This window comes from Rhodanobacter sp. OR87, assembly GCF_000473345.1.
Classification (GTDB): domain Bacteria; phylum Pseudomonadota; class Gammaproteobacteria; order Xanthomonadales; family Rhodanobacteraceae; genus Rhodanobacter; species Rhodanobacter denitrificans.
Map to the genome: position 1 here is coordinate 129,562 of NZ_AXBJ01000009.1, position 25,578 is coordinate 155,139.

Below are 25,578 nucleotides of genomic sequence, written 5' to 3' on the forward strand. Positions count from 1 at the left end.
GTACGGCAGCCCGGATCAGGCCAGCAATTGGTAAACCAGCGCAATGTAGCGGCGCATGGCTTCTTCTTCGGAGACGCCGTTCAGCTGCGCCCAGGCCTCGTGCTTGGCTGTGCCGACGAAGTCGAAGAAACCGGGCTGGACGCGCTTGAGGTCACCCTCCGAGCCCTGCTTGTAGAGCGCGTAGAGCTTCAGCAAGGTGTCGTTGTCGGGGCGCCGGGCCAATTGCCGGATGTCCTTGGCAGCCTGCTCGAACTCGCGGCGAAGGTCGGTCATAAGGCGGTTCGGACAGGGCTGCAGACAAGGAGATCGGCTAGATAGCACGCGTCCCCGGTGGGGTCAACGCGGTAAACTTCCGGCCTTAGCCATTCAGCCAGGGTCCTTCCATGAGCCATGCTCCCGTCGTACCCGTACTCACGATCGACGGGCCGTCGGGGTCGGGCAAGGGCACCGTCAGCGCCTTGGTGGCCGAACGGCTGGGCTGGCGGCTGCTGGATTCCGGCGCGCTGTACCGCGCCGTGGGCTACGCCGCCGGCATGGCCGGGCTGGACTTGTCGGACGTGGAGGCGGTGACCCGCTGCGCGCAGGGCACGAAGATCCAGTTCCGCGCTGCCAGCGACGGCGGCGAGACCCGGGTGATCGTCAACGGACACGACGCCACTGACGAGCTGCGCACCGAGACCGCCGGGGCGGCGGCCTCGGCGATCGCCTCGATGCCGTCGGTGCGCGAGGCGCTGGTGGCGCTGCAACTGGGCTTCCGCAAGGCGCCCGGCCTGGTCGCCGACGGGCGCGACATGGGCACGGTGATCTTCCCGGATGCCGTGCACAAGGTTTTCCTCACCGCGAGCGCCGCCGAGCGGGCGAAAAGGCGCTATAAGCAGTTGAAGGAAAAGGGACTCAGCGTTACACTTACCGGCCTTCAGCGAGAAATTGAGGCGCGTGACAGCCGCGATGCATCGCGGGCGGTTGCGCCGCTCAAGCCTGCCGAGGATGCCGTGCTGGTGGATACCACCGGGATGGGCATCGACGAGGTCGTCGCGAAAGTACTTGCCGTCGTGCAGTCCTGAGCGGGTTGCGCGGCGGTTTCTGTGCCCCTGCCGCGGCAGGGGGTTTTGGCCAATGGTGACGACGGTCGGTTCTGTGCAACCACCCGAAGGCACCCTCAACCGGTGGACCGGAAAGTTCGTGCGCAACACCCAACCAGGCGCAACGGATCACGGTCTTTTCCCACTATGGAATCAACATGACTGAAAGTTTTGCCGAACTGTTTGAACAGAGCCAACAGGCCATCTCCAAGCTGAAGCCCGGCGCCATCGTCACCGGCATCGTTGTGGAAATCCGCAACGACGTCGTCGTGATCAATGCCGGCCTGAAGAGCGAAGGCATCGTCCCGATCGAGCAGTTCAAGAGCGAGGACGGCGTGTTGGAGGTGCAGGTAGGCGACGAGGTGAAGGTAGCCCTCGAAGCTTTGGAAGACGGTTTCGGCGAGACCAAGCTGTCGCGCGAGAAGGCCAAGCGCTCGATGGTGTGGGACGACCTGGAACAGGCGTTCGACAAGGAAGAGACGATCAAGGGCATGATCTCCGGCAAGGTCAAGGGTGGCTTCACCGTCGACATCAAGGACGTCCGCGCGTTCCTGCCGGGTTCGCTGGTCGACGTGCGCCCGGTGCGCGAGCCGACCTACCTCGAGGGCAAGGAACTCGAGTTCAAGATCATCAAGCTGGACCGCAAGCGCAACAACGTGGTGGTCAGCCGCCGCGCCGTCGTCGAGACCGAGTTCTCCGAGGAGCGCGAGAAGCTGCTGGAGCGCCTGACCGAGGGCGCGGTGGTCAAGGGCACGGTCAAGAACCTCACCGACTACGGCGCGTTCGTGGACCTGGGCGGCATCGACGGCCTGCTGCACATCACCGACATGGCGTGGAAGCGTGTGCGTCATCCGTCCGAGGTGGTCAACGTCGGCGACGAGCTGGACGTGCGCGTGCTGAAATACGACAAGGAGCGCAACCGCGTTTCGCTGGGCCTGAAGCAGCTTGGCGACGACCCGTGGGTCGCCATCGCCCGTCGCTACCCGGTCGGCAGCCGCCTGTTCGGCAAGGTCTCCAACGTCACCGACTACGGCTGCTTCGTCGAGATCGAGCCGGGCGTGGAAGGCCTGGTGCACGTGTCCGAGATGGACTGGACCAACAAGAACGTCAACCCGGCCAAGGTGGTGCAGGTCGGCGACGAGACCGAAGTGATGGTGCTGGACGTGGATGAAGAGCGTCGCCGCATCTCGCTGGGCATCAAGCAGACGCGTTCCAATCCGTGGGAAGCGTTCGCCGCCATGCACAAGAAGGGCGACAAGGTCTCCGGCCAGATCAAGTCGATCACCGATTTCGGCGTGTTCATCGGCCTGGACGGCGGCATCGACGGTCTGGTGCACCTGTCCGACATCTCCTGGCAGATGTCCGGCGAAGACCTCGTGCGCAACTTCAAGAAGGGCGACGAGATCGAGGCTGTGGTGCTGGCGGTGGATCCGGAGCGCGAGCGCATCTCGCTCGGCATCAAGCAGATGGAGCAGGATCCGTTCGGCCAGTTCATGGCGGCGAATCCGCGCGGCAGCATCGTCAACGGCACCGTGAAGGAAGTCGATGCGAAGGGTGCGGTGATCGACCTGGGCGAAGGCGTGGAGGGTTACCTGCGCGCCAACGACATCGCCAAGGAGCGCATCGACGATGCCACCCAGCACCTGAAGGTGGGCGACAAGGTCGAGGCCAAGTTCACCGGTATGGATCGCAAGGGTCGCCAGCTGGCGCTCTCGATCCGCGCCAAGGACGAGGAAGACGCGCCCGACACGTCGGTGGATTACTCGTCCGCGGCCAGCGGCACGACCAAGCTTGGTGCGCTGCTCAAGGAGCAGTTCAACAAGGCCGACTGATCGCCTGCAGCAGCCTGACACGGGGCGGCAGTTTGTCGCCGCCGCCCCGTCGTTTCATGTCACGGACATTGGGGCCCATGACTAAATCCGAATTGATCGAGGCGCTCGCCAGGCGCCAGACCCATCTTGCGTTTGCGGACGTCGAGATGGCCGTCAAGAGCGTCATCGAGCAGATGAGCCACGCCCTGGCCCATGGCGAACGCATCGAGGTGCGTGGCTTCGGCAGCTTCGCATTGCACTACCGGCCGCCGCGGATGGGGCGCAACCCCAAGACGGGCGAGGCCGTGGCGCTGCCCGGCAAGCACGTTCCGCACTTCAAGCCGGGCAAGGAATTGCGCGAGCGCGTCAACCAGGATCTGGAGCAGAAAATCGCCTGACATCCCGGCCACCACTCAGGAAAGATCGACCGAAGGCAGGCGATGCAGGGCGGTCCTGCCTTTTTTGCTGCGCGCCGTCGTGCGGCCACCGGGCCGCCATGAATCGTTGCCGCTTGGACCACCCACGCTGCCTGTGCCTGTCACGAGCAATCGGGTAAAGTCTCGGCCATGCGACTGCTCGCCATCATCGTCCTCGTGATCTTCATCGCCGCCGGCATCGTGCTTGGCGCACTCAATGCCGACCTGGTCGGCTACGACCTCGCGTTCGTCCGGATGCAACTGCCCAAGGGCGCGGCCTTGCTGGGCGCGCTGGTGATCGGCTGGCTGCTGGGCGGGCTCACCGCCTGGCTCGGCGTGAGCATGCGCCGGCATCGCCGGCAACCGCGTGCCGACAAGAAGCTGCCGGCCCGGCCATGAATTTCCTGTATGTGCTGGTTCCGCTGGTGCCAGCTGCATTCGTGCTGGGCTGGTGGGCCTCCCGCCAGGCCGGTGCACGCCGTTCCGGCGCCGAGGTCAGCGAGCTGTCCTCGGACTATTTCCGCGGCCTGAACTACCTGCTCAACGAGGAGCAGGACAAGGCGATCGAGGTCTTCCTCAAGTTGGCCGAGTACAACCGCGACACGGTCGAGACCCACCTGGCACTGGGTAACCTGTTTCGCCGCCGCGGCGAGGTGGACCGGGCCATCCGGCTGCATCAGCACCTGGTCTCGCGACCGGGCCTGACCGACGCGATGAAGACGGTGGCCTTGCTGGAACTGGGCGAGGACTACATGCGTGCCGGCCTGCTGGATCGCGCCGAGGCACTGTTCTCCGACCTGGTGGCGATGGATGCGCATGCACCGTCGGCGCTGCGCCACCTGATCGCGATCTACCAGCACGAACGCGACTGGCACAAGGCGATCGAGCACGCGCGCCGGCTGGAGGTGATGACCGGCGAGGACGAGGCACCGATGATCGCCCAGTTCTACTGCGAGCTGGCCGACCGCTCGCGCCAGCACGGCGCCCGCGCCGAAGCGCGCGACTACCTGCGCCAGGCGTTCGAGTGCCAGCCCGGCTGCGTGCGTGCCTTCATGCTGACCGGCCGCATGCTGTCCGAGGACGGCCAGCATGCGGAGGCGGTAACGGCCTACGAGGCGGCGATCAAGGCCGATATCGCCTTCACTCCGGACATTCTGCCGCCGCTGCTCAACAGCTATGCCCGCTCGCAGCAGATGGAGCGCGCCGAACATTTCCTGCACGACATGCTCGGGCGCTACCACGGCGTCTCGCCGGTGTTGGCGCTGACCCACCTGTATCGGCAGCGCGACGGCGAGCGGGCAGCGGTCGACTTCTTGACCGCCCAATTGCGCCAGCGGCCGTCGGTGCGCGGGTTGATGGCGCTGATCGACGCCACCATGGACAAGATCGAAGGCGAGGCGCGCGAGAATTTCCTGATCCTGCGCGACCTGACCCGCAAGCTGCTGGAAGGCCAGGCGATGTATCGCTGCAGCCGCTGCGGCTTCGGCGCCAAGGCCCATCACTGGCAGTGCCCCAGCTGCAAGAGCTGGAGCACGATCCGGCCGATCCACGGTGTCGCCAGCGAGTGAGCGGAGCATGTACCTGACCACCGGATGGTTGCTGGCCAGCTTGTCGATCACCTTGCTGCTGGTGCGCGGCGCGATTGGCTATGCGCAGCGGCGCGGCATGCTGGACCAGCCCGGGCAACGCCGTTCGCATCGGCTGCCGACCCCGCGCGGCGGCGGCATCGGCATCGTCGTGGCGATGCTGGCCTGCCTGCCGGGCGTGCTGTGGCATGCGCCGGCGGATTGGCCAGCAAGCGTGACCGCGAGCCTGCTCGCCGCACTGGTGCTGGTGGCGCTGGCCGGCTGGTGGGACGACCACCGCTCGCTGCCGATACTGCCGCGGCTGGGCGCCCAACTGCTCGCGGCCGGCCTGTTCTCGCTGGGGCTGCTGGCCACCGGCTTGTCAGGATGGTGGATACCGCTGTTGCTGGTCGGCGGTGTCTGGAGCATCAACCTGCACAATTTCATGGATGGCATCGACGGGCTGCTGGCACAGCAGGCGGTCTTCGTGGGCGCAGGCCTGGCCTGGCTGGCGGGGGCAGCGGAGCAACCTGCGCTGGCCGCCGCGGCGGCGGTCTTCGCGGCATCGGCACTGGGCTTCTGGTGCTTCAACCGGCCACCCGCACGAATCTTCATGGGCGACGTCGGCAGCGGCAGCACAGGCCTGCTGGTCTTTGCGTTCAGCGCGATGCTGTGGCGGGTCGCGCCGGGGGCGCTGTGGCCGGCGCTGATCCTGTCGTCCGCCTTCGTGGTGGATGCCAGCCTGACCCTGCTGACCCGCATGTGGCGCGGGCGGCGCTGGTACACTGCCCATCGCGAACACCTCTACCAGTGGCTGGTGCGCCGCGGAGGAACGCATGCACGGACGGACATGGCCTATATGGGCTGGAACCTGCTGGTCGCGGCACCCTCGGCCTGGTTGGCCTGGAGTCATCTGCGCATGGCGCTGCCGATTACCATAGCCGTCTATCTTGGAGCGGCGGCCACTTGGCTGGCGCTGAAACGTCGCTGCCTGCGACGCCATCTGCCCAAGGCCTCCCATGTCGCTGCGTAAGCTCGTCGGCTTCATCCACCCGCGTATCGCCGTCGTGTTGCACGACCTGGCCATGGCCGTGCTCGCATGGTGGATCGCCAAACTGCTGAGGTATGCGCTGAAACCGGACGAGGTCGTCAGTTTCGGGATACTCGAGTTTCCGATCGTGCTGCTGGTGCAGGGGCTGATCTTCCGCTGGACCGGGTTGTACAAGAGCGTCTGGCGTTTCGCCAGCCTGCCGGACCTGTGGAACATCGCGCGCGCGGTCGTGATCGGTTCGCTGTTCGTCGGCGTGTCGCTGTTCCTGTATGACCGGCTGGAGGGCGTACCGCGTTCGGTGCTGGCGCTTTACCCGCTGCTGCTCGCCGCGTTGCTCGGCGTACCGCGTCTGGCCTACCGCTACTGGAAAGACAGCCGCAACGACCTGCTGCAGAACCAGGTTGCGAAGCGCGTGCTGATCGTCGGCGCCGATCGCGCCGGTGAAGTGCTTTCGCGCGACCTGCACCGCGACAACCGCTATGCCGTGGTCGGCTTCGTCGACGACAAGCCCAGCCTGCGCGGCGCCAGCATCAACGGCCACCCGATGCTGGGGCAACTCGACCAGTTGCCCGAGGTAGCCCGCGAAGTGGCGATCGACATGCTGCTGATCGCGCTGCCCGGTGCGTCGACGAGCGAGATGCGGCGGGTGGTTTCGCTGTGCGACGCCACCGGCCTGCCGTACCGGACGGTGCCGCGGCTGGAGGACGTGGTGGCTGGCCGCGCCCAGTTCAACCAGATCAAGGAAGTGGCGATCGAGGACCTGCTCGGTCGCGACACGGTGGAGCTGGACTGGACCGCGATCCGCGAAACGCTGAGCGGCAAGTGCGTGCTGGTCACCGGCGGCGGCGGCTCGATCGGCTCGGAACTGTGCCGCCAGGTCGCCCGGCTGGGCGCGCAGTCGCTTACCGTGATCGAGCAGAGCGAATACAACCTGTACCGGATCAGCCAGGAGCTGCGCGCGGATTTTCCCGAACTGATCTTCGACGGCATCCTGGCCAACTGCGGCGACCAGGTCGCCATGCGCAAGGCATTTGCGGACGTCCGGCCGCAGGTGGTGTTCCATGCCGCCGCCTACAAGCATGTGCCGCTGTTGCAGAACCAGCTTCGCGCGGCGTTTCGCAACAATGCGCTGGGCACGCGCACGGTGGCCGATGCAGCCTGCGAAGCCGGGGTCGAGTGTTTCGTGCTGATTTCCACCGACAAGGCGGTCAACCCGACCAGCGTGATGGGCGCCTGCAAGCGCATTGCCGAGATCTACTGCCAGAACCTCGACGCACATGCCGCCACCCGCTTCATGACGGTGCGTTTCGGCAACGTGCTGGATTCAGCCGGCTCCGTGGTGCCGCTGTTCCGCCGGCAGATCCGCGACGGCGGCCCGGTCACCGTGACGCACCCGGAAATATCGCGCTACTTCATGACGATCCCCGAAGCCTGCCAGCTGATCCTGCAGACCGCCAGCATCGGCAAGGGCGGCGAGATCTTCGCGCTCGACATGGGCGAGCCGGTGAAGATCCGCGATCTGGCCGAGCAGATGATCCGCCTCGCCGGCAAGAAGCCCGGCAGCGAGATTCCGATCGTGTACACCGGCCTGCGCGCGGGCGAAAAGCTGTTCGAGGAACTTTTCCATCCGCTGGAAAACTACAGCGCCACCGCGCACGCCAAGATATTCCTGGCGCAACATCGCGAGGTGTCGTGGGAGTTGCTGCAGGCCCTGCTGCACAAGGCTGCCGAGGCGGCCGAGGTTTTCAATGAGGAAGAACTTCGGCGCTGCGTGTCCAGCCTGCTGCCTTCGTTCCGCTGGAGCGAAACGGTGCAACCGGACAACGTGGTGTCGATCCGCCGTGCCAACCCGGAGATCAATGAGTGAGCAAGCCCCTGCGCAAAGTGGTGTTTCCCGTGGCCGGACTCGGCACGCGTTTCCTGCCGGCGACCAAGGTGGTCGCCAAGGAAATGCTGCCGGTGCTCGACAAGCCGCTGATCCAGTACGCCGTCGACGAGGCGGTGGATGCGGGTGCCGACACCCTGGTCTTCGTCACCAACCGCTACAAGCACGCGATCGCCGACTATTTCGACAAGGCCTACGAGCTGGAATCGAAGCTGCAGGAGAAGGGCAAGGCCGAACTGCTGGCGCTGGTGCAGGGCACCCTGCCGCGGCACGTGCGGGCGATCTTCGTGACCCAGCCCGAGGCGCTCGGCCTGGGCCACGCCGTGCTGTGCGCCAAGCCGGTGGTCGGCGACGAGCCGTTCGGCGTGATCCTGCCGGACGACCTGATCTGGAACGGCGCCGGCAAGGGTGCGCTGCGGCAGATGGCGGAGCTCGCCGATGCGCAAGCCGCCGGCGTGATCGCGGTGGAGGAAGTCCCCCACGACCAGACCGACAAGTACGGCATCGTCGACGCCGTGCCGGTCGACGAGCGCAGCGCGCGGATCCGCAGCATGGTGGAGAAACCCAAGCCGGCCGACGCACCGTCGAACCTGGCCGTGGTCGGCCGCTACGTGTTGCCCGGCCGCATCTTCCAGTTGCTGGAGCAGACCACGCCCGGCGCCGGCGGCGAGATCCAGCTCACCGACGCGATCGACGCGCTGCTGAAGGAGCAGGGCAAGGTGCTGGCCTACCGCTTCGAAGGCACCCGTTTCGATTGCGGCAACAAGGCCGGACTGGTGCGCGCCACCATGCACATGGCCATGCAGGACCCGAAACTCGCGCCCACCGTGCGAGAGTTCCTCGGCCAGCTTTGAACCACGGCTGCCACGACGTCCTGGCATGAAGGATATGCTTGCCCAGTCACGGACACCGGTGCCGCCTGTCGCTGCAGCATGAAATCCCCCTCGCCTACGTCCTACTACCGCGCCACCGCCACGCCGTACCCGGCCTGGGAACCGCTTCAGGGCAGCACGCACGCACGTGTTGCCGTGATCGGCGGCGGCTTTGCCGGCTTGGGGTTCGGGGAGCAATGGAACGGAAAACCGGGATAAGGGAAAATTACCACTTAAAAACATTGATTTAGATGTTTTTCGGATGATGACATCTCCCCGTCAGTCATCCTCGCCATCGTCCGGATTCCGTAACGGACGCAACTCCCCGCGGGCTACGGCCTCGGGCACGGCAAAGGAATACCGTCCAAGCATGTTGATGTGGTCGTGGGTTAGCGGCGAGAGTCGTGCGACATCCTCATCGCGTACGGGAAAGCCTTCTTGACGTAACTGGTCCAATGCCGCCTCCATGTAGATGGTGTTCCACAAGACAACCATGTTGAGTACCAGACCCAGCGCCCCTAGCTGGTCCTCCTGACCTTCTTGGTAGCGCTGCCGAAGTTCGCCGCGTTTTCCATGAAAGATCGCACGCGCAACGCTGTGGCGTCCTTCACCGCGATTGAGCTGAGTCAGTGTTCCGCGTCGTTTCGCTTCGTCGTCGATATAGGTCAGCGTATGTAGCGTTTTTTCAATCCTTCCAAACTCCGCCAATGCTTGTGCCAGGCGAGTGGGACGGTCGCCAATCTGCAAGGTCCGCATGATGCCGTTTGCCGATACGCACCCCAGTTTCAACGAGCCCACGAGCCGCAGAATGTCATCCCACTGCTGCTCGATCAATGGCATGTTCACACGCTGGCGTGCCACGGCGTTGAGATCACCATAGTCCGCCTGCGCATCAATACGCCAAAACCGCGTGCCGCCGACATCGGCCAAGCGCGGACAGAATCGATACCCCAATAGACGGAATAATCCAAACACCACATCGCTGTAGGCGCCGGTGTCGGTCATGATCTGGGTCGGTTGCAATTCGGTCGGCTGTTCCAGCACGACGCCCAGCAAGATCAAGCTGTCGCGTAACGTGCCCGGCACGGTGATGTCATTGAGGCCGCTGAACTGATCAGAGATCAGGTTGTACCAAGTCACGCCGCGCTCTCGACCAAAATACTTCGGGTTGGCGGCGGCATGGACGGTGCGCACGGGAACGACGAAGCGCATGCCGTCGGCCGAAGCCACCTCTCCCCCTCCCCACTGCTGGGCGAGTACCAAGCGGTTCTGGGCCGCCACCAAGATGGCATTGGCCGGTGTGATGGTGTCGTTGCGGAAGTAATTCTGGTCGACCCACGACAGACGCGACCGCTTCAGGGCGGCCATATCCGAGCGAATGAGTGGTTCGAATCCGGTATTGCTCGCTTCGGCCAGCAAGACGGCGCAGATACTGATCGGGAGATCCGCGGCGCGAGCGGAGCGTTCAGTGAGATGCGTGAAGGCATCGGTGAAACCGGTACGCGCGGCGATCTCCAGCAAAATTTCCTCGATGTCCACACGCGGAAGACGCGCATTGACCGCGGTGCGCAATGCCAGAAGGGACGCGGGTTCTTCGAGCTTGTCGAGGGAACTGACGACCAATTCGTTCGTTCCTTCGAAGCGCACGGCTGGGTTGTCCGGCAGTCGGGAAGCGACTGCTCGATAGGTGTCATCCAGTTCTTTGGTGATCGCGAGGAGCGTCGGCGAGGGTGTCGGTGATAGACCCAGCGTGCGGCAAATGATGGGACGCGCGGTTTCCCATTCATTGCCGTTGAGCAAGCCTGCGCGCGGATCGGCATACTTCCAGCTGGGAGCGACGAACACGTCACGTCGGCGCAATGACGTGTACAGTTCATCGAGCACGCAGAAGGTATAGGCCCGGTGATCGATACTGCCGTCCTCGCGTACTGCATAGCGCTGCCAGCGTTTGCGAATCACCTCGCGAGGGACATCGTCATCGACCTTGAATCGTCCGGGGTGCGTACGAAGCCACTCATAGGCAGCAACAACCGCCTCACCCGCCGGACTTGCTCCGAAACGAAGGTTCTCCAAGACGAAGGGCAGAAAGCGGCGAATGCGTCGGTAGCGCTCACTCAGTTCGCTATAAAACACATCGTCGGGTGGCCGCACCAAGTTGCTCACTTCCTGAAGCGCCCGTGCAAGGATGTCACGAGGCACCTTGGCGAACAGCGTCTTGCGCAACGTCTTGTCAGGGAGTGTGGTGTCCAACACCACTTGGCAGGCATCGGCCAATAGGGTGGCAGCCCGATCAAGGTCTTTCAGCGTGCGCAAACGCGTCTTTCGATCCTCTTTCCGTGCCGTGGCAAATACGTCCCGCAGTAGCATTTCCAAGACTTCGACGGCATCGTCGTGCGCGGTGGCTTCCAGGCAGTGCACGAAAGCTACCAGGGTGGCCAAGCGCCGAATATCGGGCAAACGGCTAACCGCGCTGGCTTTGGCAGCTCCCGCAAAGCGGGCCAGTGCCGTGACTCGACTGGCCGGAAGATGGGCTACGGTAGGTAGCTCGATGCCGAGTTCGCGGACCACCTGCAGCCGGGTCAGCGCTTGGATGAGTGACGGGCCACTGACTCGGACGGGACCTGATCGCAGCTGATCCAGATGCGAATTTCGGCTGCCGGCCGGCACGGTCAGCAAGCGCTCCAGTCGTTCGCGCTGCTCATCGGAGAGGCTGGTTCCCAATCGCCGCCATAGGTGCTCTTCGACGCGACTCTTTACACGGGCGACAAACCGTTCGAGCGTGCTGCGACCGGGCAGCAGCACCTTATGTGTCAAGAGCCATGCCGTTGCCCGCTCAAACAGAACGCTGGGTCGCTCCGTTCCCGTCCAGCACAACGCATACAGCCAACGCCCCAATCGAAAGCCGACGGACGGTTCGGTGATTTCGACAAAGCCGCAATGACGACGAATATCACTCTGATGATCCCATCGTAGCTCCCCCGTGCGATAGCCATGGAGGGAGGGATCGGTGTCCGTAATCCCCAACTGTTTGGCAACGGTGGACAGCACCAGCGAAGGAAGATCCAGTGGGTCATCGAGGAACGCGCCAAGGTAACGGAGTGTCGTGAGCTGTAACGCGATACCTAGACGATTCGCGTGGCCGCGCCTGCGAGCGATATACACACGATCTGCATCGTCGAGATGGAAATAGCGCGCCAAATCATCGCTGGAAGGTGGGCCGTTGTATCGACCATAGCTCTCACGTTGTTCCTCGGTGACGTAGCTCACAGGCATCAGGGCTTCTTCCATAGAAAGTCGATGCGGGTATGCCATCACAGAAAAATGTGTCTGACCAGAGTGTGCTGCCATCTACCCCGTTCACTCACTCGGCAAGGCCTTATTCCCAGCGACAATCGTTCGCAGTGTTGCGAATCGACGCATCGAGTGTGTCTTAACGAACAGTTGAGAAATGGTTGAGGGGCAGCACGAGCCTCGCTCGCTACTGTGCCGCGGATGTCATAGCGCGCAGGGATATTCGTGGCCCCGATCCGCCTCACCGTTGTGGTGCCCGCGTACAACGAAGCGGAAGTGCTCCCCCTGTTTCATGCGCGTCTTGTCGGCGTGCTCGATGGGATGGCGCTCGATGCGCGGGTGATCTATGTCGATGACGGAAGTCGCGATGGCACATGGCTCGTACTCAACCGGCTGATGGGCCAAGACCCGCGCATCGGCACGCTGCGCTTGAGCCGCAACTTCGGCAAGGAAGCCGCACTGACCGCGGGTCTCGACGCCGTGACGGATGAGGCCGATGCCATCGTCATCATTGATGCCGATCTGCAAGATCCCCCCGAACTCATTCCGGACCTGCTGACACGCTGGCGCGATGGCTACGACGTGGTTTACGCCACTCGCGAACACCGTGAAGGCGAGAGCTGGTTCAAGCGAGCGACGGCACATCTCTTCTATCGATTGATGGCGCGCATGGCGGCGTTCAACGTGCCGCACGATACCGGTGATTTCCGCCTGATGTCGGCGCGTGCGGTGGCCGCGCTGCGCCAGTTGCGCGAGCGCCAACGTTTCATGAAGGGCCTGTTCGGCTGGATCGGCTATCCCCATACGGCGGTCATGTATCAGCGCAGCCCGCGCCAGGCGGGTCGCACCAAATGGAACTACTGGCGGCTGTTCAATCTGGCAGTGGAAGGCATCACTTCGTTTTCCATTTTGCCACTGCGACTGGCCACGGCAGTGGGTGTGGCCACATCGGTGTGCGCTTTCAGCTACGGCGCAGGGGCCTTCATCAAGGCCGTGCTGTGGGGTGATCCGGTCAAAGGGTATCCCTCGCTGATGGTCGTGGTCCTGGTGCTGGGCGGTCTACAACTGCTGGCATTGGGCGTGGTCGGCGAATACCTCGGCCGTGTGTACGCCGAGGTCAAACAGCGGCCGATCTATCTGATCGAAACGGCGTGTCAGGTGCCGATGATGCCCCCGCTACACAGCACGGCACGCGCCGACGCGCCGCCATCGGTGGCCGTCGCATCGCTTCCCACCAAGGACCCTCGATGAGCGTCAAGCACATGGCTCAGAACGATGTTCGTCCAGCGGGTGCGTGGCACGCGCGATTCAGCGCAGCCGCCGTGCTACTGGGGATCGGATGGCTCGCGGCCTGGTTCTACGGATTGGCTGGCCGTGCGCTCGCCGAACCCGACGAGGGACGGTATGCGGAAGTGGCCCACGAGATGTTCACGAGCGGCGATTGGATCACGCCCCGCCTGGATGGCTTCAATTTCTTCGACAAGCCGCCCTTGCATTACTGGGCCAGCGCGACGGCCTATGCGCTCTTCGGTGCGCATCCGTGGAGCGCACGCCTGTGGTGCGCGCTTACCGGTTTGCTGGCGATCGTGGCGATCGGCTGGGCCGGGGCGCGGCTTTTCGGTCGTGAGGCGGGCGGCTACGCGGCCGTCATCCTCGGCAGCTCGTTACTGTTCGTCTTTGCCGCGCATATCAATACGCTGGATATAGGGGTTGCGGCGTTTCTCGCCGTGGGCATGGCGTGTTTTCTGGTCGCGCAATTCGATCCGACCGCACGGCATCTGCGCACGCGACTGAATCTGCTGATGTGGGCAGCGCTGGCCTTGGCGGTGCTGTCCAAAGGGCTCATCGGCGTGGTGTTGCCCGGCATGATCCTGGGCATCTTCATGCTGTGGCAGCGTGACTGGGGGGTACTGCGGCGCGTGTCCCTCGTGCCCGGTGTACTGGTGCTGCTGGTGCTGTGCGCGCCTTGGTTCATTTTGATATGCCGCCTGCATCCGGATTTCTTCGACTATTTCTTCATCCGGGAGCATTTCACGCGGTTCTTGACCTCGGCCGACGGTCGCTCCAAGGTCTTTGGGTTCTTTCTCCCCGTCGTGCTCCTCGGCCTGTTTCCCTGGACGTTGCTGTTGCCGTGGAGCAAAACCAGTTGGCGTGCCATTGGTGCCGGTGGTCCCGCACAACGCTTCCTGCTGGTATGGGTGGGCGTGGTCTTCGTGTTCTTTTCGTTCTCGCATTCCCAGCTGCCGTTCTACATTTTGCCGGTGTTTCCTGCTTTGGCGCTGCTGCTGGGTCGTGCAGCCACGGTGCTGTCGCTGCAGGCCTTGGTGCGCCGTTTTTGGTGGGTCGCCACGCTCACGACCCTGGGTGCCGCCACCGCCACGGCAATCGCGCTCGCCGCGCGCACGGCGATCCCGAAAGCCGTGTTGCAGGATGTGTTGAGCGGCTTGTCTTTGGCCTTGGTGCTGATGGCGCTCGCCGCGATGGTGGGCACCTGGGCGTTGCATCGCGGCCGGCGCCGTACGGCCATCCATGGGCTTGCCCTGGCCACCTTGATCGCGTGGCAGCTCACGCTAGTGTCATCGCAGCCCTTGAACGACATGCGTTCCGCGGATCCGGTCGCTCGCCTCATCCAACCGGAGCTCGGACCGCACACCGAAGTATTCACGGTGCATGCCTATTTGCGGGCGTTGCCGTTCTACCTCGGGCGGCCAGTTACCGTGGTCGACCAGGATTCCGATGATCTGACGCCCGGCTTGGCGTCGCGGCCTGATGGCTACATCGCCGACCTCGCCACGTTCGAGCAGCGCTGGCGCGCCAGCCACGATGCGATCGCGTTGGTCGCGGACGACCTGGTGGGACAGCTGCGCAGCGAAGGGCTGCCGTTTCGTGAGCTGGGCCGGGAAGCCACCGGTGTCATTATCACGCGACACGAAACGGCGCCGCCCTTGCGGTCGACGCCATGACGGGGCGCCGATGATGCGTGATGACACTGACGGGAAGGCAGGGTTCGCACGATGCCCTTTCCCTCGAAGGAACCGACTGATCTCCTGCGCGGAAGATTCATGAATAAGCACGCTACACGCCTCCTGGTCATCGGACTGACGCTCGGTTTGACCGCCTGCGCAAGCTATCGGCCACGACCGCTGGAACCGGCCACCACCGTCGCTGCCTTCGAGCAACGGTCGCTGCGCGATCCGGGGCTGCAGGTGTTTCTGCAACGCCATGACGCCACGCCGACCACGACCACGACGCCATCCTCCTGGGATCTGCGCTCCCTCACGTGGGTGGCTTTGTACTATCAGCCGGATCTTGATGTGGCGCGCGCGAAATGGCGCGTTGCCGAGGCGGCGGTGATCACGGCCGGCGCCCGTCCGAATCCGACGTTGGATTTCACCAATCAGTACAACGTCGATGCACCCGCTGGCGTCGGGCCCTGGACGGTGGGCCCGACGCTCAATGTGCCGATCGAGACGGCAGGTAAGCGCGGCGACCGGATTCGACAGGCGCAGCAACTGGCCGAAGCGGCACGCTTGAATATCGCGGAGACCGCGTGGCAGGTACGCCGTCGCGTGCGCAGCAGCTTGCTTGGCGTGTATCCCACCGTGCCCTTGCTGCGTCGACAACAGGAGCGACAAGCGGAGCTGGTCAGGTTGATCGAACGGCGCACGGCAACCGGGGAGGCATCGCAACCGGAGCTCACCCAGGCACGCATCACGCTCAACCAGCTCAGCTTGAATCTGCAGGAGGCGCAGAAGCGTCTCGCAGAAAACCGGGTGCAGTTGGCCTCGGCCCTGGGCCTGCCCGTGAGTGCGCTTGATGGCATCACGCTGTCGCTGACGGCGTTCGAGCAGGTACCACCCCTGAGCGCGCTGCCGTCGCATGACGTGCGACGGCAAGCGCTGCGGGATCGACCCGACGTCCGCGCGGCACTGGCGGACTACGAAGCCAGTCAGGCCGCGTTGCAAGGCGAAGTGGCGAAACAATATCCCGACATCACGCTCGGTCCGGGCTTTCTGTGGGATGCCGCACAGGCCAAGTGGTCGTTGGGGTTGTCACTGGTACTGCCGTTGCTCAACCACAATCAGGGCCCGATCGCCGAAGCCCGAGCGCGTCGTCAGCAAGCGGCCGCCAACTTTCTTGCCGTGCAAGCGCAGGCGATCGGCGAAGTCGATCAGGCGCTGGCCGGTTATCGCCAGGTCGTCCGCAAACTCGCCACGGCCGATGCCTTGCTGGCGGCCCAACGCAAGGCATCCCTTTCCGCCGAAGCGCTGTACCGGGCGGGCGAAACGGATCGGTTGAGTCTGATCGGCGCCCAGGTGGAATTGGCCGCGGCCGAACTGGCCCGTCTCGATACCCTCCTGCAGGCCCAGCAATCGCTGGGCGCGCTCGAAGATGCCATGCGGCACCCCTTGGGTGCACTTGCGACCGACATTCATACCCTTGAAAACGCGCCCCGCATGCAGGATTCCCAGCCATGAACAAGAAATCCATTCTCGCGGCCCTTCTGGGTGCCATCGTGCTGGCGCTAGCGGTCTGGGGATTCCTGGCCGGCCAGAAGGAGCGTGCTACGGAGGCCCAGCGCGAGACACCGGTGAAGGCGCCGTCGCGCGTCTCGCAAGTGCAGGATCTGACGGCGGTCACGCTGGATGCCGCGGATCAAAAGCAGAGTGGGATCGTCGTGGTCACGCCACAGTCCATGGCCCATCGTCCGATGCTGCAGACGTTCGGTACGGTGCTGGATGTGGCGGATCTGATCGCGTTGCGCAACGCCGACGTCGCCGCCCAGGCCCAGGCGGACAAAGCCGACGCCGCGCTGCAGGCTTCCCACGCCGAATACCAGCGACTGCAGTCGTTGCATCGTGACGAACGGAACATTTCCGACAAGGCCTTGCAGGCGGCCGCCGCGGTGTGGCATGCCGACCAAGCCGCGTCGCGGGCAGCGCAAGCCGCGCTGACCGCCGCGCAACAGACCGCGAGCCAGCAATGGGGCGACGTCCTGGCGAAGGCGGCGGCCGCGAATACGTCGTTGTTTACGCGTCTGGCCACCCGCCAGCAAGTCCTCGTCCAGGTGGTGCTGCCCGCGGTCACCGCACTCGCCCCCCCTGTCCAGGCGCGCGTGCAGACCGTCAACGGGGACTTTCACGCCGCCACCTTGATCTCGCCCGCGCCACGCACGGACCCCCGTTTGCAAGGGCTCAGTTTCTTCTATGCCGTGTCCGCTGAGGGTCTCCTGCCTGGCATGGCGATCACCGCGTATCTACCCTCGGGCACGGTGGTCCAGGGAACGATGATTCCCGGCTCGGCGGTGGTGTGGTGGCAGGGTCGCTCGTGGGTCTATAGCCGCAACCAGCCCGATCGTTTTGTGCGCCATGCGCTGCCGGTCGACAACCCGGTGGACGGTGGCTGGTTCGTGGCCCAGGGATTTGCGCGGGGCGAACCGATCGTGGCGACGGGCGCGCAACTGCTGCTGTCGGAAGAGCAGCGTTCACGCATTGCCGTCGGTGAAGACGGAGACAAGCAATGAGGCAGGACGCACCGGGTCTGCTGGCGGCGATCGTCCGCTTCTCGTTGCGGTTTCGCGGCGTGGTGCTGGTGCTGGCGGGCATCCTGATCGTCTATGGCGCGCTCACGCTGTCGCGCAGCAAGTACGACGTGTTTCCTGAATTTGCCCCGCCGCAGGTGTCGATTCAGACCGAAGCCCCGGGGTTGGCGCCTGAACAGGTGGAGGTATTGGCGACCCAGCCGATCGAGAACGCGATCAACGGTCTGCCGGGACTGCAGGCGCTGCGCTCGCAATCGATCCAGGGCTTGTCGGTGATCACTATCACCTTCAATCCGGGCAGCGACATCTATCGGGATCGGCAGAATCTCGGGGAACGTCTCGGCGCGCTCGCCACCCAGCTGCCGCAAGGCGTGCAGGTGCCCGTGATGTCGCCGCTGACCTCTTCCACCAGTGTGGTGCTGGATATCGGTCTGACCTCCGACAAGCGATCACTGATGGAGCTGCGCACGCTGGCCGACTGGACGCTGAAACCGGCGTTGCTGGCGGTACCGGGCGTCGCGAAGGTCGCGGTGTTCGGCGGTGACACCAAGGAATACCAGGTCCAGATCCGCCCGGAGCAATTGCTCAAATACAATCTCGCGGTTGACGACGTCCTGACGGCGGCGCGGCGGGCCACGGGGGTGCGTGGTGCCGGTTTCATCGACACGCCCAATCAGCGCATCGTCCTGCAGAGCGACGGTCAGGCGCTCGCCGTGCAGGAGATCGCCGGTACCATCGTGCGGCATCAGGCGGGCGGCAATGTCACCTTGGGCGATGTCGCGCAGGTGGTCGTCGCGCCGGAGCCGCCCATCGGAGCGTCCTCGGTCATGGGCCATCCGGCTGTGCAACTGGTGATTTCCGAGCAATACGGCGCCAATACGCTTGTCGTGACTCAGAGCGTGGAAAAGGCGTTGGCCAGCATGAAGTCCGGTCTGACCGCGCAGGGCATCACCCTGCATGCCGATCTGTTTCGTCCGGCCAATTTCATCACGACCGCAACCGGCAACATCAAGTCCTCGCTGCTGATCGGCGGCGTGCTGGTCGTGATCGTGCTGATGCTGTTCCTTTACAACCTGCGCACGGCCGCGATCTCGCTGGTGGCGATCCCGTTGTCGCTGCTCGCCGCCGTGACGGTGCTGGAATACTTCGGCTTCAGCCTCAACACTATGACCTTGGGTGGATTGGCCATCGCCATCGGTTTGCTGGTGGACGATGCGGTGATCGTGGTGGAGAACATCTACCGCCGACTGCGCGAGAATCGCCATGCCGAGGTACCGCGTCCCGTCTTCGCGGTGCTGCTGGACGCCTCGCTGGAAGTGCGCAGCGCGGTGGTCTATGCGACGCTGGCGATCGCGCTGGTATTCATTCCCGTGCTGACCATGTCGGGCATCGCCGGCCGTCTGTTCGCGCCGTTGGGCATTGCCTATGTGCTGGCGACACTCGCCTCGCTGCTGGTGGCCATGACGGTCACCCCAGCCTTGTGCTACTTGCTGTTGGCCAACCGCCCGTTGCCGGAACGCGAGGCTCCCTTGGTGCGTTGGACCAAGGACCGGTATCGCGGCGTGCTGTTGCGGGTAGAGACCAGCTACCGTGCGGTCATGACCGTGGTCCTCGTGCTGACGCTGATGGCGGTGGCGGCGCTGCCGTTCTTCGGGGGCGGCTTTCTGCCGGAGCTGCGTGAGGGCCATTTCATCGTCCACATGTCGGCGGTGCCGGGAACCTCGCTGCAGGAGTCGATCCGTATCGGCAACCATGTGACTGCCGCGCTGCTGAAGCTGCCCTTCGTTCGTTCGGTGGCGCAGAACGCGGGACGTGCCGAAAAGGCGGATGACACGTGGGGCACGCAATACAGCGAATTCAACGTCGATCTCAAACCTCTCAGCGGCGATGCCGCCGAAGCGGCCGTCTCGGATATTCGCAAGGCGCTGGCACCGTTTCCCGGCGTCAACTTTGCGGTCAAGACCTTCCTGACGGAACGTGTCGAAGAAACCCTGTCGGGCTTTACCGCCGCCGTGGCGGTCAATATCTACGGCAACGACCTGGACACACTCGACACCAAGGCGGCGGACGTCGCGAAAATTCTGGGGCAGCTGCCTGGCGCAGCGGATGTCCAGGTGCAGTCACCGCCGGGGACGCCGCAGTTGGTGGTGCGCCTGCGCAAACAAGCGTTGGCCCGCTGGGGGTTCGATGCCGTGACAGTGCTCGATGCCATCCGCACCGCGTATCAAGGCGACCAGGTCGGTCAGGTCTACGACGGTAACCGCGTGTTCAATGTCTCAGTCATCCTCGCGCCTCAACAACGCGGAAAGGTGGCCGAAGTGGGGGCATTGCCGATACGCAACGCCGCCGGCACGTATGTCCCGCTGAAGGAACTGGCCGACATCTACGAAGATGCGGGGCGCTACGTCGTGTTGCACGACGGCGCCCGACGCGTGCAGACCGTGACCGCCAATGTGAGCGGGGGCAACGTGTCGGCCTTTGTCGCCGCCGCCAAACAACAGATTGCCGCCAAGGTCGCGCTGCCGCCCGGCAGCTACGTGGAGTTTGGTGGTGCAGCGGCGGCGCAGAGCCAGTCCACGCATGATCTGCTGATCAACTCACTGATCGCCGGTGTCGCCATCGTCTTGTTGTTGTTCATGGTGCTCGGCAGCATGCGCAGTTTGTTGCTGGTGCTGGCCAACCTGCCGTTCGCGCTGGTCGGCGGCGTGCTGGCGGTGTTCGCCACCGGCGGCGGCCTTTCCATCGGCTCGATGGTGGGCTTCGTCACCCTGTTTGGCATCACCTTGCGCAACTCGATCATGCTGCTGTCGCACTACGACCATCTGGTCAACGTCGAAGGCATGACCTGGGGGCCGGAGGCCGCCCTGCGCGGCGCGCAAGAACGCCTCTCGCCCATTTTGATGACGGCGCTGGTCACCGCCTTGGGGCTGCTTCCACTGGCGATTGGCAGTGGTGCTCCGGGTCGCGAGATCGAGGGACCGATGGCGCTGGTCATTCTCGGCGGGCTGGTTACCAGCACGGCGCTCAATCTGCTGGTGCTGCCCACGCTGGCCCTGCGTTACGGTCGTTTCCAGCGCGATACGCCGGAAGACGCCAACCCCGCGGTGGCCTAACGATCATGTTGCGCGTGCTGCTCATCGAAGACAATCGCGACTTGGCCACCACTCTGTGGGATTACCTGGAGTTGCATGGTTTCGCGGTGGATCATGCCTACGACGGCATGACCGGGTTGCGTCTGGCGTTGACGGGCACGCACGATCTGATCGTGCTGGATCTGGGGCTGCCACGTCTGGATGGCCTGGAGGTCTGCCGTCATCTGCGCGCTGCCCAGCACGACATGCCGGTGTTGATGTTGACGGCCCGCGAGACCCTGGACGACAAGCTGCGCGGTTTCGCCGAGGGTGCGGACGATTACCTGGTCAAACCGTTCGCTATGAAGGAACTGGTGGCGCGGCTGCATGCGCTGCATCGACGCGTGCAGCCCCTGCTCGGTGCGCCCCTGCAGGTCGCTGATCTCGAATACGATGCCGCTCGTTTTCGGGTTCGCCGTGGGGGTGTTTCCGTCACGGTGACCCGTGCCGGCCTGCGCCTGCTGGAGGTGTTGATGCGTCGCTCGCCGCTCGTGGTGAGCCATGCGGATTTGGCACGGGCGCTGTGGGGCGAGGCGGTGGGTGACCCCAATGCCATGCGCACGCACCTGCATGCCCTGCGGCAAGCGATCGACAAACCCTTCGAGAAACCCCTACTGCACAGCGTGCATGGTATCGGCTACCGTTTGGCGGATGACGATGCGTCCTAGATTCACTCTCCGCACCCGGATTATCTTGGCGTTCCTCGCCTTCGGCGTGGTGTTGTCCAGCTTGTTCGCCGCCGTGGCCCTCACCTCGATGGCCGACTTCGAACGCATCCTGATGACGGAGTTGCTGCAGGTCGAAACCAGCAACCTGATCGCACACCTTCACATTCAACCCAGTACGCCCCTACCAGCCTCGCAGCGGATCTATGCGTATGTGAGCCGAGTGAGCGATCGCCATGATGTACCCGCAGAAATGGCCGGCCTGCCACCGGGGACACACATACTGGATCGCGAAGGGAATCGGGAAACCTATGTCGCCGTCTCGGACGACGGCGCACAGCGGCTGTACTTCGTCATCGATCTGAGCGACATCGCCCAGCGCGAAGTTTTCCTGCGCTGGTTGATGGCCGGTGTCATCCTGATCGGCACGCTAGTCTCAGGCGCGCTGGGCCTTCTCCTGGCCGGTCGGCTGATTGCCCCGGTTCAGCGACTGGCGCAATGGGTCGAGGCATCGGCGCCGCCCCGTCGTGATAACCGGCTTCGTACCCACTTCGCCAATGACGAGGTCGGTGCATTGGCGGTCGCCTTCGAGCACTACCAGGCACGTTTGGATGCGTTCCTGACGCGCGAACGGGAGTTCACCGCAGACACCAGTCATGAATTGCGTTCACCGCTGTCGGTGATACAGGCAAGCGTCGATCTACTGGCGGAAGACCCCACGGTAAGCCTTCCCGGCCAACGTGCCATCGAGCGGGTGCGGCGGCGTACCACTGAATTGACCGATCTGCTCGATGCACTGCTTTACTTGGCCCGTCACGAGACGGACATGGCGATCGTTGCCGAACCTGTTCCGGTGTGGGCCATATGGCAACACCTCGTCGACGAGCAGATGCAGGCCACGTCGACGTCGGTGAAATTGCACGGCGATGCCAGCGTCACCGTGCTGGCTCCCCCACGTGCCGCATCGTTGGTGTTTGGGCAATTGCTACGCCGAGCGGTCGAACTTTCGAATGGGGCCGCGGTATCCGTTGCCATTACCTCCGCGGGCATCGAACTCAGCCCCTGGCCGGAGGCTGGTGAGAAGACGCCGCCGAATGTCGACCAACAGCGGTCCGACAATGGCTTCGGGTTGACCTTGATCAGTCGTCTATGCGAACGGTTGGGATGGACGGTGCGCTGGCCACAGCAGCCCGGTGAGCCGTTGACGCTCACCTTTGCGGACTCCAACCATGCATGACGGCCGCCCCGATACGTCACAGACCGCCGCTGACTCGGGAAAGAGGGACCCATGGGACCCCATCCCGTTCGTTGAACGCGAACGATGAGGCCAACCGTTTCCAAGACCGTCATCGTGCTCGGCGTCGTGAGCTTTCTCAACGAACTGTCGTCGCAGATCGTTGCACCGCTGATCCCGCTGTTGCTGGTCACGACGTTGGGTGCGGGTCCGGTGGCGATGGGCCTCGTCGATGGCGTGGCGGATGCGGTCGCCAGCGGGTTTCGTTTGTGGGCCGGTCGTCGCTCAGATGTGCGTGGGCGCCGGCGCAAGATCTTCGTCATCATGGGCTATGGTCTGTCGAGCATCGCGCGACCGCTCGTGGGACTGGCGCTCAACTGGCCGATGGTGCTGTTGCTGCGCAGTCTCGACCGCGTCGGCAAGGGGGTGCGTGGTGCCCCCCGCGATGCGTTGGTGGCCGATGCCACGCCGGCGGCATTGCGGGGGTATGCGTACGGCATCAATCGCGCCTTTGATTACGCCGGCGCGGTCGGCGGCAGCCTGATCGCTGCGGCGGCATTGCTGTGGATCAGCCATCGCATCAGCGTGGTCATCATGCTATCGGCCATTCCCGCGGCCCTCGCGCTGGTGGTTTTGATGACTCTCGTCAAGGATGTGCCGGCGAAAACGATCAAGCCAGGAACGGCGCCAGCGCCTTTGCGCTGGCGTGCGTTGACCGTTCCATCGCGGCGTTTCCTGACCGTCTTCATGCTTTTTGCCTTCGCCAGTGCGTCGGAGAGTTTCATTCTGTTACGTGCTCACGAAATCGGTATGGGCAATGTCCAGGTGCTTCTGCTTTGGGCCGTGTTGTGCGCTGTGCAAGCAGGGGTCGCCTGGCGTGCCGGAAAGGTTTCCGACCGTTTCAACAAAGTCGGGGTCGTGACCTTCACCTGGTTGGCCTACGGCGTGGGCTTGCTGCTGTTCGCGTTCGTGGAAAATATCCTGGGCCTGTGGATCGTCGTGATCGTCTATGCGTTGCTCAGCGGCGTCGGCGAAGGCGCGGAAAAAACGCTGGTCAGCACCTTGGCGACGGAAGCTGACCGCGGTACCGCCTTCGGGTGGTTCACGATGATTTCGGGGTTGGGAGCCATCCCTGCCGGGTTGATGTTCGGCGTCATTTGGCAGCAGTCCACCGCAGGTACCGCGTTCGGGGCGTTCGGCGTCCTGGCCATCGTGAGCGCGGTACTGTTGTGGGTGATCTTGCCGACACGGCGTGCGGCAACTATCTGAAGGATGGACAGCGTGCTTATTCAATCGGCTATCTCCAGCAAACATGCGACTGCTCTCTCGTCGCGTCAACACTCAATGAGTTATTCAAGCATGTCTATCAGATCGATCGCCTTGAATGAGGGCGTCCGCCGAACCTTTTTCTTCTTCCTCGCGGGCGGTACTGGATTCCTGCTCTATCTGTGCATTTCGATGGTCTTGCATTATGTGTTTCACGTCGGCGAGGTCGTTTCAGCGATCTGCGGAACGTTACTGCCCATTCCGCCGACATTCTGGATGCAGCGCCGGCTTACATTTCAAAGTGATGCGCCGAAGCGACAGGCACTCCCACGCTATGCGGCGCTCCAGCTGGGCAATGCGGCACTCGTTTCGGGGCTCACCGCATGGGGGACAACCATGGGATTGTCGGGAGGTCTGATCTTTCTCATTGCAGGAATCACGGGCGCTTTGATTTCCTATGTCGTCCAGTCAAAGCTGGTGTTTCACAGCCACTGATACGGTAATTGCATCGACCGAATGCGTTCGGTCGATGTAGTGCACTTTGGTGCGCATTTTCCGCCGCACCATGTCTCCCATTAGGGATGCTCTGATCAATGAAGTTCGAAACAGCCGTCCAGACGGCCGTGCCAAAACTTCCGGTCTTGTTACATAGAAAGATGACTTTTGAGCAGTTCCAGCACTGTCACGGTGCCGTTTTGCGCCGAATCACCATGATTGGGTGCCTCACGGGCGCACCTCCCCTACGGAAGTCAGCAACGTTCGCCGTGCCATCCAAAGATTTGAGAGTGCGAACAACGTCAGTACCTGCGCGGTGTTCTTGAATAGTCCCTTGAAACGCACTTTTTGATAGCCGAACTGGCGCTTCACCACCCGGAACGGGTGCTCTACCTTGGAACGAACCGCTGCCTTCATGTGTTCGGTGTGCTTCACCGCTTCCTTCAACTCACCTTCGGGCATCGCCTTGACGCTGCCGCGTTTGGCAGCGATGTACCAAGTGCGACCGCGCTTGGCTGCTCGCTTCTCGGCACCCTGGTAACCGGCATCGGCGTACACCGTCTTCTCTTTGCCGTGCAGCAGCTTGTCTACTTCCGTCACGTCACCCACGTTTGCTGGTGTGGTGGTCACCGTGTGCACCAAGCCCGATTCAACGTCCACTCCGATGTGCGCTTTCATGCCGAAGTACCACTGCTGGCCTTTCTTCGTCTGATGCATTTCGGGGTCGCGCTGCTTGTCGCGGTTCTTCGTCGACGACGGAGCCTGGATGATCGTGGCATCCACGATAGTGCCCTGACGCAAGAGCAAGCCCTGTTTACCGAGGTAGGAGTTCACCGTTTCGAGAATCCGAACCGCCAAGCCGTGCTGTTCCAGAAACCGGCGGAATTTGAGAATCGTTGTCTCATCCGGGATCGCCTCCTCGTTCAACTCCAACCCAGCGAAGCGCCGCATTGACTCGATCTCATACAGCGCGTCTTCCATCGCAGGATCGCTCAGCGCATACCATTGCTGCATGAAGTGGATGCGCAGCATGGTCGCTGCTGGCATGGGCGGTCGGCCACGTCGGCCAGACGTCGGATAGGCGGGTGCGATCAACGCCAACAGCGCTTCCCACGGCACCACCTTGTCCATCTCTCCAAGAAATTTCTCCCGCCGCGTCGGCTTCTTCTTGGACTCGAAACTGAGCGAGGCAAAGGAACGTTGCTTCATCGACGGGTGCTTCCTGAGGTCTGTCGCTATGATGCCGCAGATCGGGAATAAATCAGAGCATCC

The 25,578-nt window shown here is 63.6% G+C and carries 20 protein-coding genes; 17 read left to right on the forward strand and 3 right to left on the reverse strand.

The window, feature by feature from the left end; translation table 11 throughout:
• Positions 1–15 precede the first annotated feature (15 nt).
• The gene (locus RHOOR87_RS0110325; protein ID WP_015447683.1) at positions 16–273 is read right to left on the reverse strand and encodes an acyl-CoA-binding protein; all 258 of its coding nucleotides are present in this window, start codon (positions 271–273) and stop codon (positions 16–18) included.
• Between the two features lie 110 nt (positions 274–383).
• Here RHOOR87_RS0110325 and cmk point away from each other — a divergent pair, with 110 nt between their 5' ends.
• The 8 genes from cmk (at position 384) to galU (ending at position 8,664) form a co-directional block, all read left to right on the forward strand.
• Positions 384–1,064, forward strand: coding sequence for a (d)CMP kinase (gene cmk / locus RHOOR87_RS0110330; protein ID WP_027484969.1), 681 nt, complete (start codon positions 384–386; stop codon positions 1,062–1,064).
• 176 nt (positions 1,065–1,240) lie between these two features.
• On the forward strand, positions 1,241–2,914 hold the full coding sequence (rpsA, locus tag RHOOR87_RS0110335) for a 30S ribosomal protein S1 (protein ID WP_007508277.1): 1,674 nt from the start codon (positions 1,241–1,243) through the stop codon (positions 2,912–2,914).
• A 77-nt stretch (positions 2,915–2,991) separates the two neighbouring features.
• The gene (locus RHOOR87_RS0110340) at positions 2,992–3,291 is read left to right on the forward strand and encodes an integration host factor subunit beta (protein ID WP_007508279.1); all 300 of its coding nucleotides are present in this window, start codon (positions 2,992–2,994) and stop codon (positions 3,289–3,291) included.
• Positions 3,292–3,459: 168 nt separating this feature from the next.
• Positions 3,460–3,708 carry a DUF1049 domain-containing protein gene (locus RHOOR87_RS0110345; protein ID WP_027484970.1) on the forward strand — a complete coding sequence of 83 codons (249 nt, stop codon included), beginning with the start codon at positions 3,460–3,462 and terminating at the stop codon, positions 3,706–3,708.
• Complete coding sequence (gene lapB, locus RHOOR87_RS0110350; protein WP_015447680.1) at positions 3,705–4,877, forward strand: lipopolysaccharide assembly protein LapB; 1,173 nt, start codon at positions 3,705–3,707, stop codon at positions 4,875–4,877. The genes RHOOR87_RS0110345 and lapB overlap by 4 nt, the downstream gene beginning before the upstream one ends.
• A gap of 7 nt (positions 4,878–4,884) precedes the next feature.
• The gene (locus tag RHOOR87_RS0110355; RefSeq protein WP_015447679.1) at positions 4,885–5,907 is read left to right on the forward strand and encodes a glycosyltransferase family 4 protein; all 1,023 of its coding nucleotides are present in this window, start codon (positions 4,885–4,887) and stop codon (positions 5,905–5,907) included.
• A complete protein-coding gene (locus RHOOR87_RS0110360) occupies positions 5,894–7,792 on the forward strand; it encodes a nucleoside-diphosphate sugar epimerase/dehydratase (protein ID WP_015447678.1) in 1,899 nt (632 codons plus the stop codon). The genes RHOOR87_RS0110355 and RHOOR87_RS0110360 overlap by 14 nt, the downstream gene beginning before the upstream one ends.
• Positions 7,789–8,664, forward strand: a complete 876-nt coding sequence (galU, locus tag RHOOR87_RS0110365) for a UTP--glucose-1-phosphate uridylyltransferase GalU (protein ID WP_007508288.1) — start codon at positions 7,789–7,791, stop codon at positions 8,662–8,664. The genes RHOOR87_RS0110360 and galU overlap by 4 nt, the downstream gene beginning before the upstream one ends.
• 297 nt (positions 8,665–8,961) lie before the next feature.
• On the opposite strand, the gene RHOOR87_RS0110370 is transcribed toward galU, so the two are convergent.
• Positions 8,962–11,955: a Tn3 family transposase gene (locus RHOOR87_RS0110370; protein ID WP_027484971.1), complete on the reverse strand. Its 2,994-nt coding sequence runs from the start codon at positions 11,953–11,955 to the stop codon at positions 8,962–8,964.
• Between the two features lie 243 nt (positions 11,956–12,198).
• Between RHOOR87_RS0110370 and RHOOR87_RS0110375 the strand changes: the two genes are divergently transcribed.
• The 9 genes from RHOOR87_RS0110375 (at position 12,199) to RHOOR87_RS0110415 (ending at position 24,306) form a co-directional block, all read left to right on the forward strand.
• Positions 12,199–13,224, forward strand: a complete 1,026-nt coding sequence (locus RHOOR87_RS0110375; protein WP_027484972.1) for a glycosyltransferase family 2 protein — start codon at positions 12,199–12,201, stop codon at positions 13,222–13,224.
• Positions 13,221–14,936 carry a glycosyltransferase family 39 protein gene (locus RHOOR87_RS0110380; RefSeq protein WP_027484973.1) on the forward strand — a complete coding sequence of 572 codons (1,716 nt, stop codon included), beginning with the start codon at positions 13,221–13,223 and terminating at the stop codon, positions 14,934–14,936. The genes RHOOR87_RS0110375 and RHOOR87_RS0110380 overlap by 4 nt, the downstream gene beginning before the upstream one ends.
• A 99-nt stretch (positions 14,937–15,035) precedes the next feature.
• Complete coding sequence (locus tag RHOOR87_RS0110385; protein WP_007509092.1) at positions 15,036–16,451, forward strand: TolC family protein; 1,416 nt, start codon at positions 15,036–15,038, stop codon at positions 16,449–16,451.
• A complete protein-coding gene (locus RHOOR87_RS0110390; RefSeq protein ID WP_007509090.1) occupies positions 16,448–17,497 on the forward strand; it encodes a hypothetical protein in 1,050 nt (349 codons plus the stop codon). The genes RHOOR87_RS0110385 and RHOOR87_RS0110390 overlap by 4 nt, the downstream gene beginning before the upstream one ends.
• On the forward strand, positions 17,494–20,628 hold the full coding sequence (locus tag RHOOR87_RS0110395) for an efflux RND transporter permease subunit (RefSeq protein ID WP_007509087.1): 3,135 nt from the start codon (positions 17,494–17,496) through the stop codon (positions 20,626–20,628). Before RHOOR87_RS0110390 ends, RHOOR87_RS0110395 begins: the two co-directional genes overlap by 4 nt.
• Positions 20,629–20,636: 8 nt before the next feature.
• A complete protein-coding gene (locus RHOOR87_RS0110400) occupies positions 20,637–21,314 on the forward strand; it encodes a response regulator transcription factor (RefSeq protein ID WP_027484974.1) in 678 nt (225 codons plus the stop codon).
• A gap of 25 nt (positions 21,315–21,339) precedes the next feature.
• Positions 21,340–22,548: a HAMP domain-containing sensor histidine kinase gene (locus RHOOR87_RS0110405; protein ID WP_231381761.1), complete on the forward strand. Its 1,209-nt coding sequence runs from the start codon at positions 21,340–21,342 to the stop codon at positions 22,546–22,548.
• Positions 22,549–22,632: 84 nt separating this feature from the next.
• Positions 22,633–23,814, forward strand: a complete 1,182-nt coding sequence (locus RHOOR87_RS0110410; protein WP_007509081.1) for an MFS transporter — start codon at positions 22,633–22,635, stop codon at positions 23,812–23,814.
• Between the two features lie 12 nt (positions 23,815–23,826).
• Entirely contained in the window at positions 23,827–24,306 is a 480-nt protein-coding gene (locus tag RHOOR87_RS0110415; RefSeq protein ID WP_231381762.1) for a GtrA family protein, read from the forward strand.
• Between the two features lie 228 nt (positions 24,307–24,534).
• Here RHOOR87_RS0110415 and RHOOR87_RS0110420 read toward each other — a convergent pair whose 3' ends face one another.
• Positions 24,535–25,515, reverse strand: a complete 981-nt coding sequence (locus tag RHOOR87_RS0110420) for an IS5 family transposase (RefSeq protein WP_007509076.1) — start codon at positions 25,513–25,515, stop codon at positions 24,535–24,537.
• Positions 25,516–25,578 lie beyond the last annotated feature (63 nt).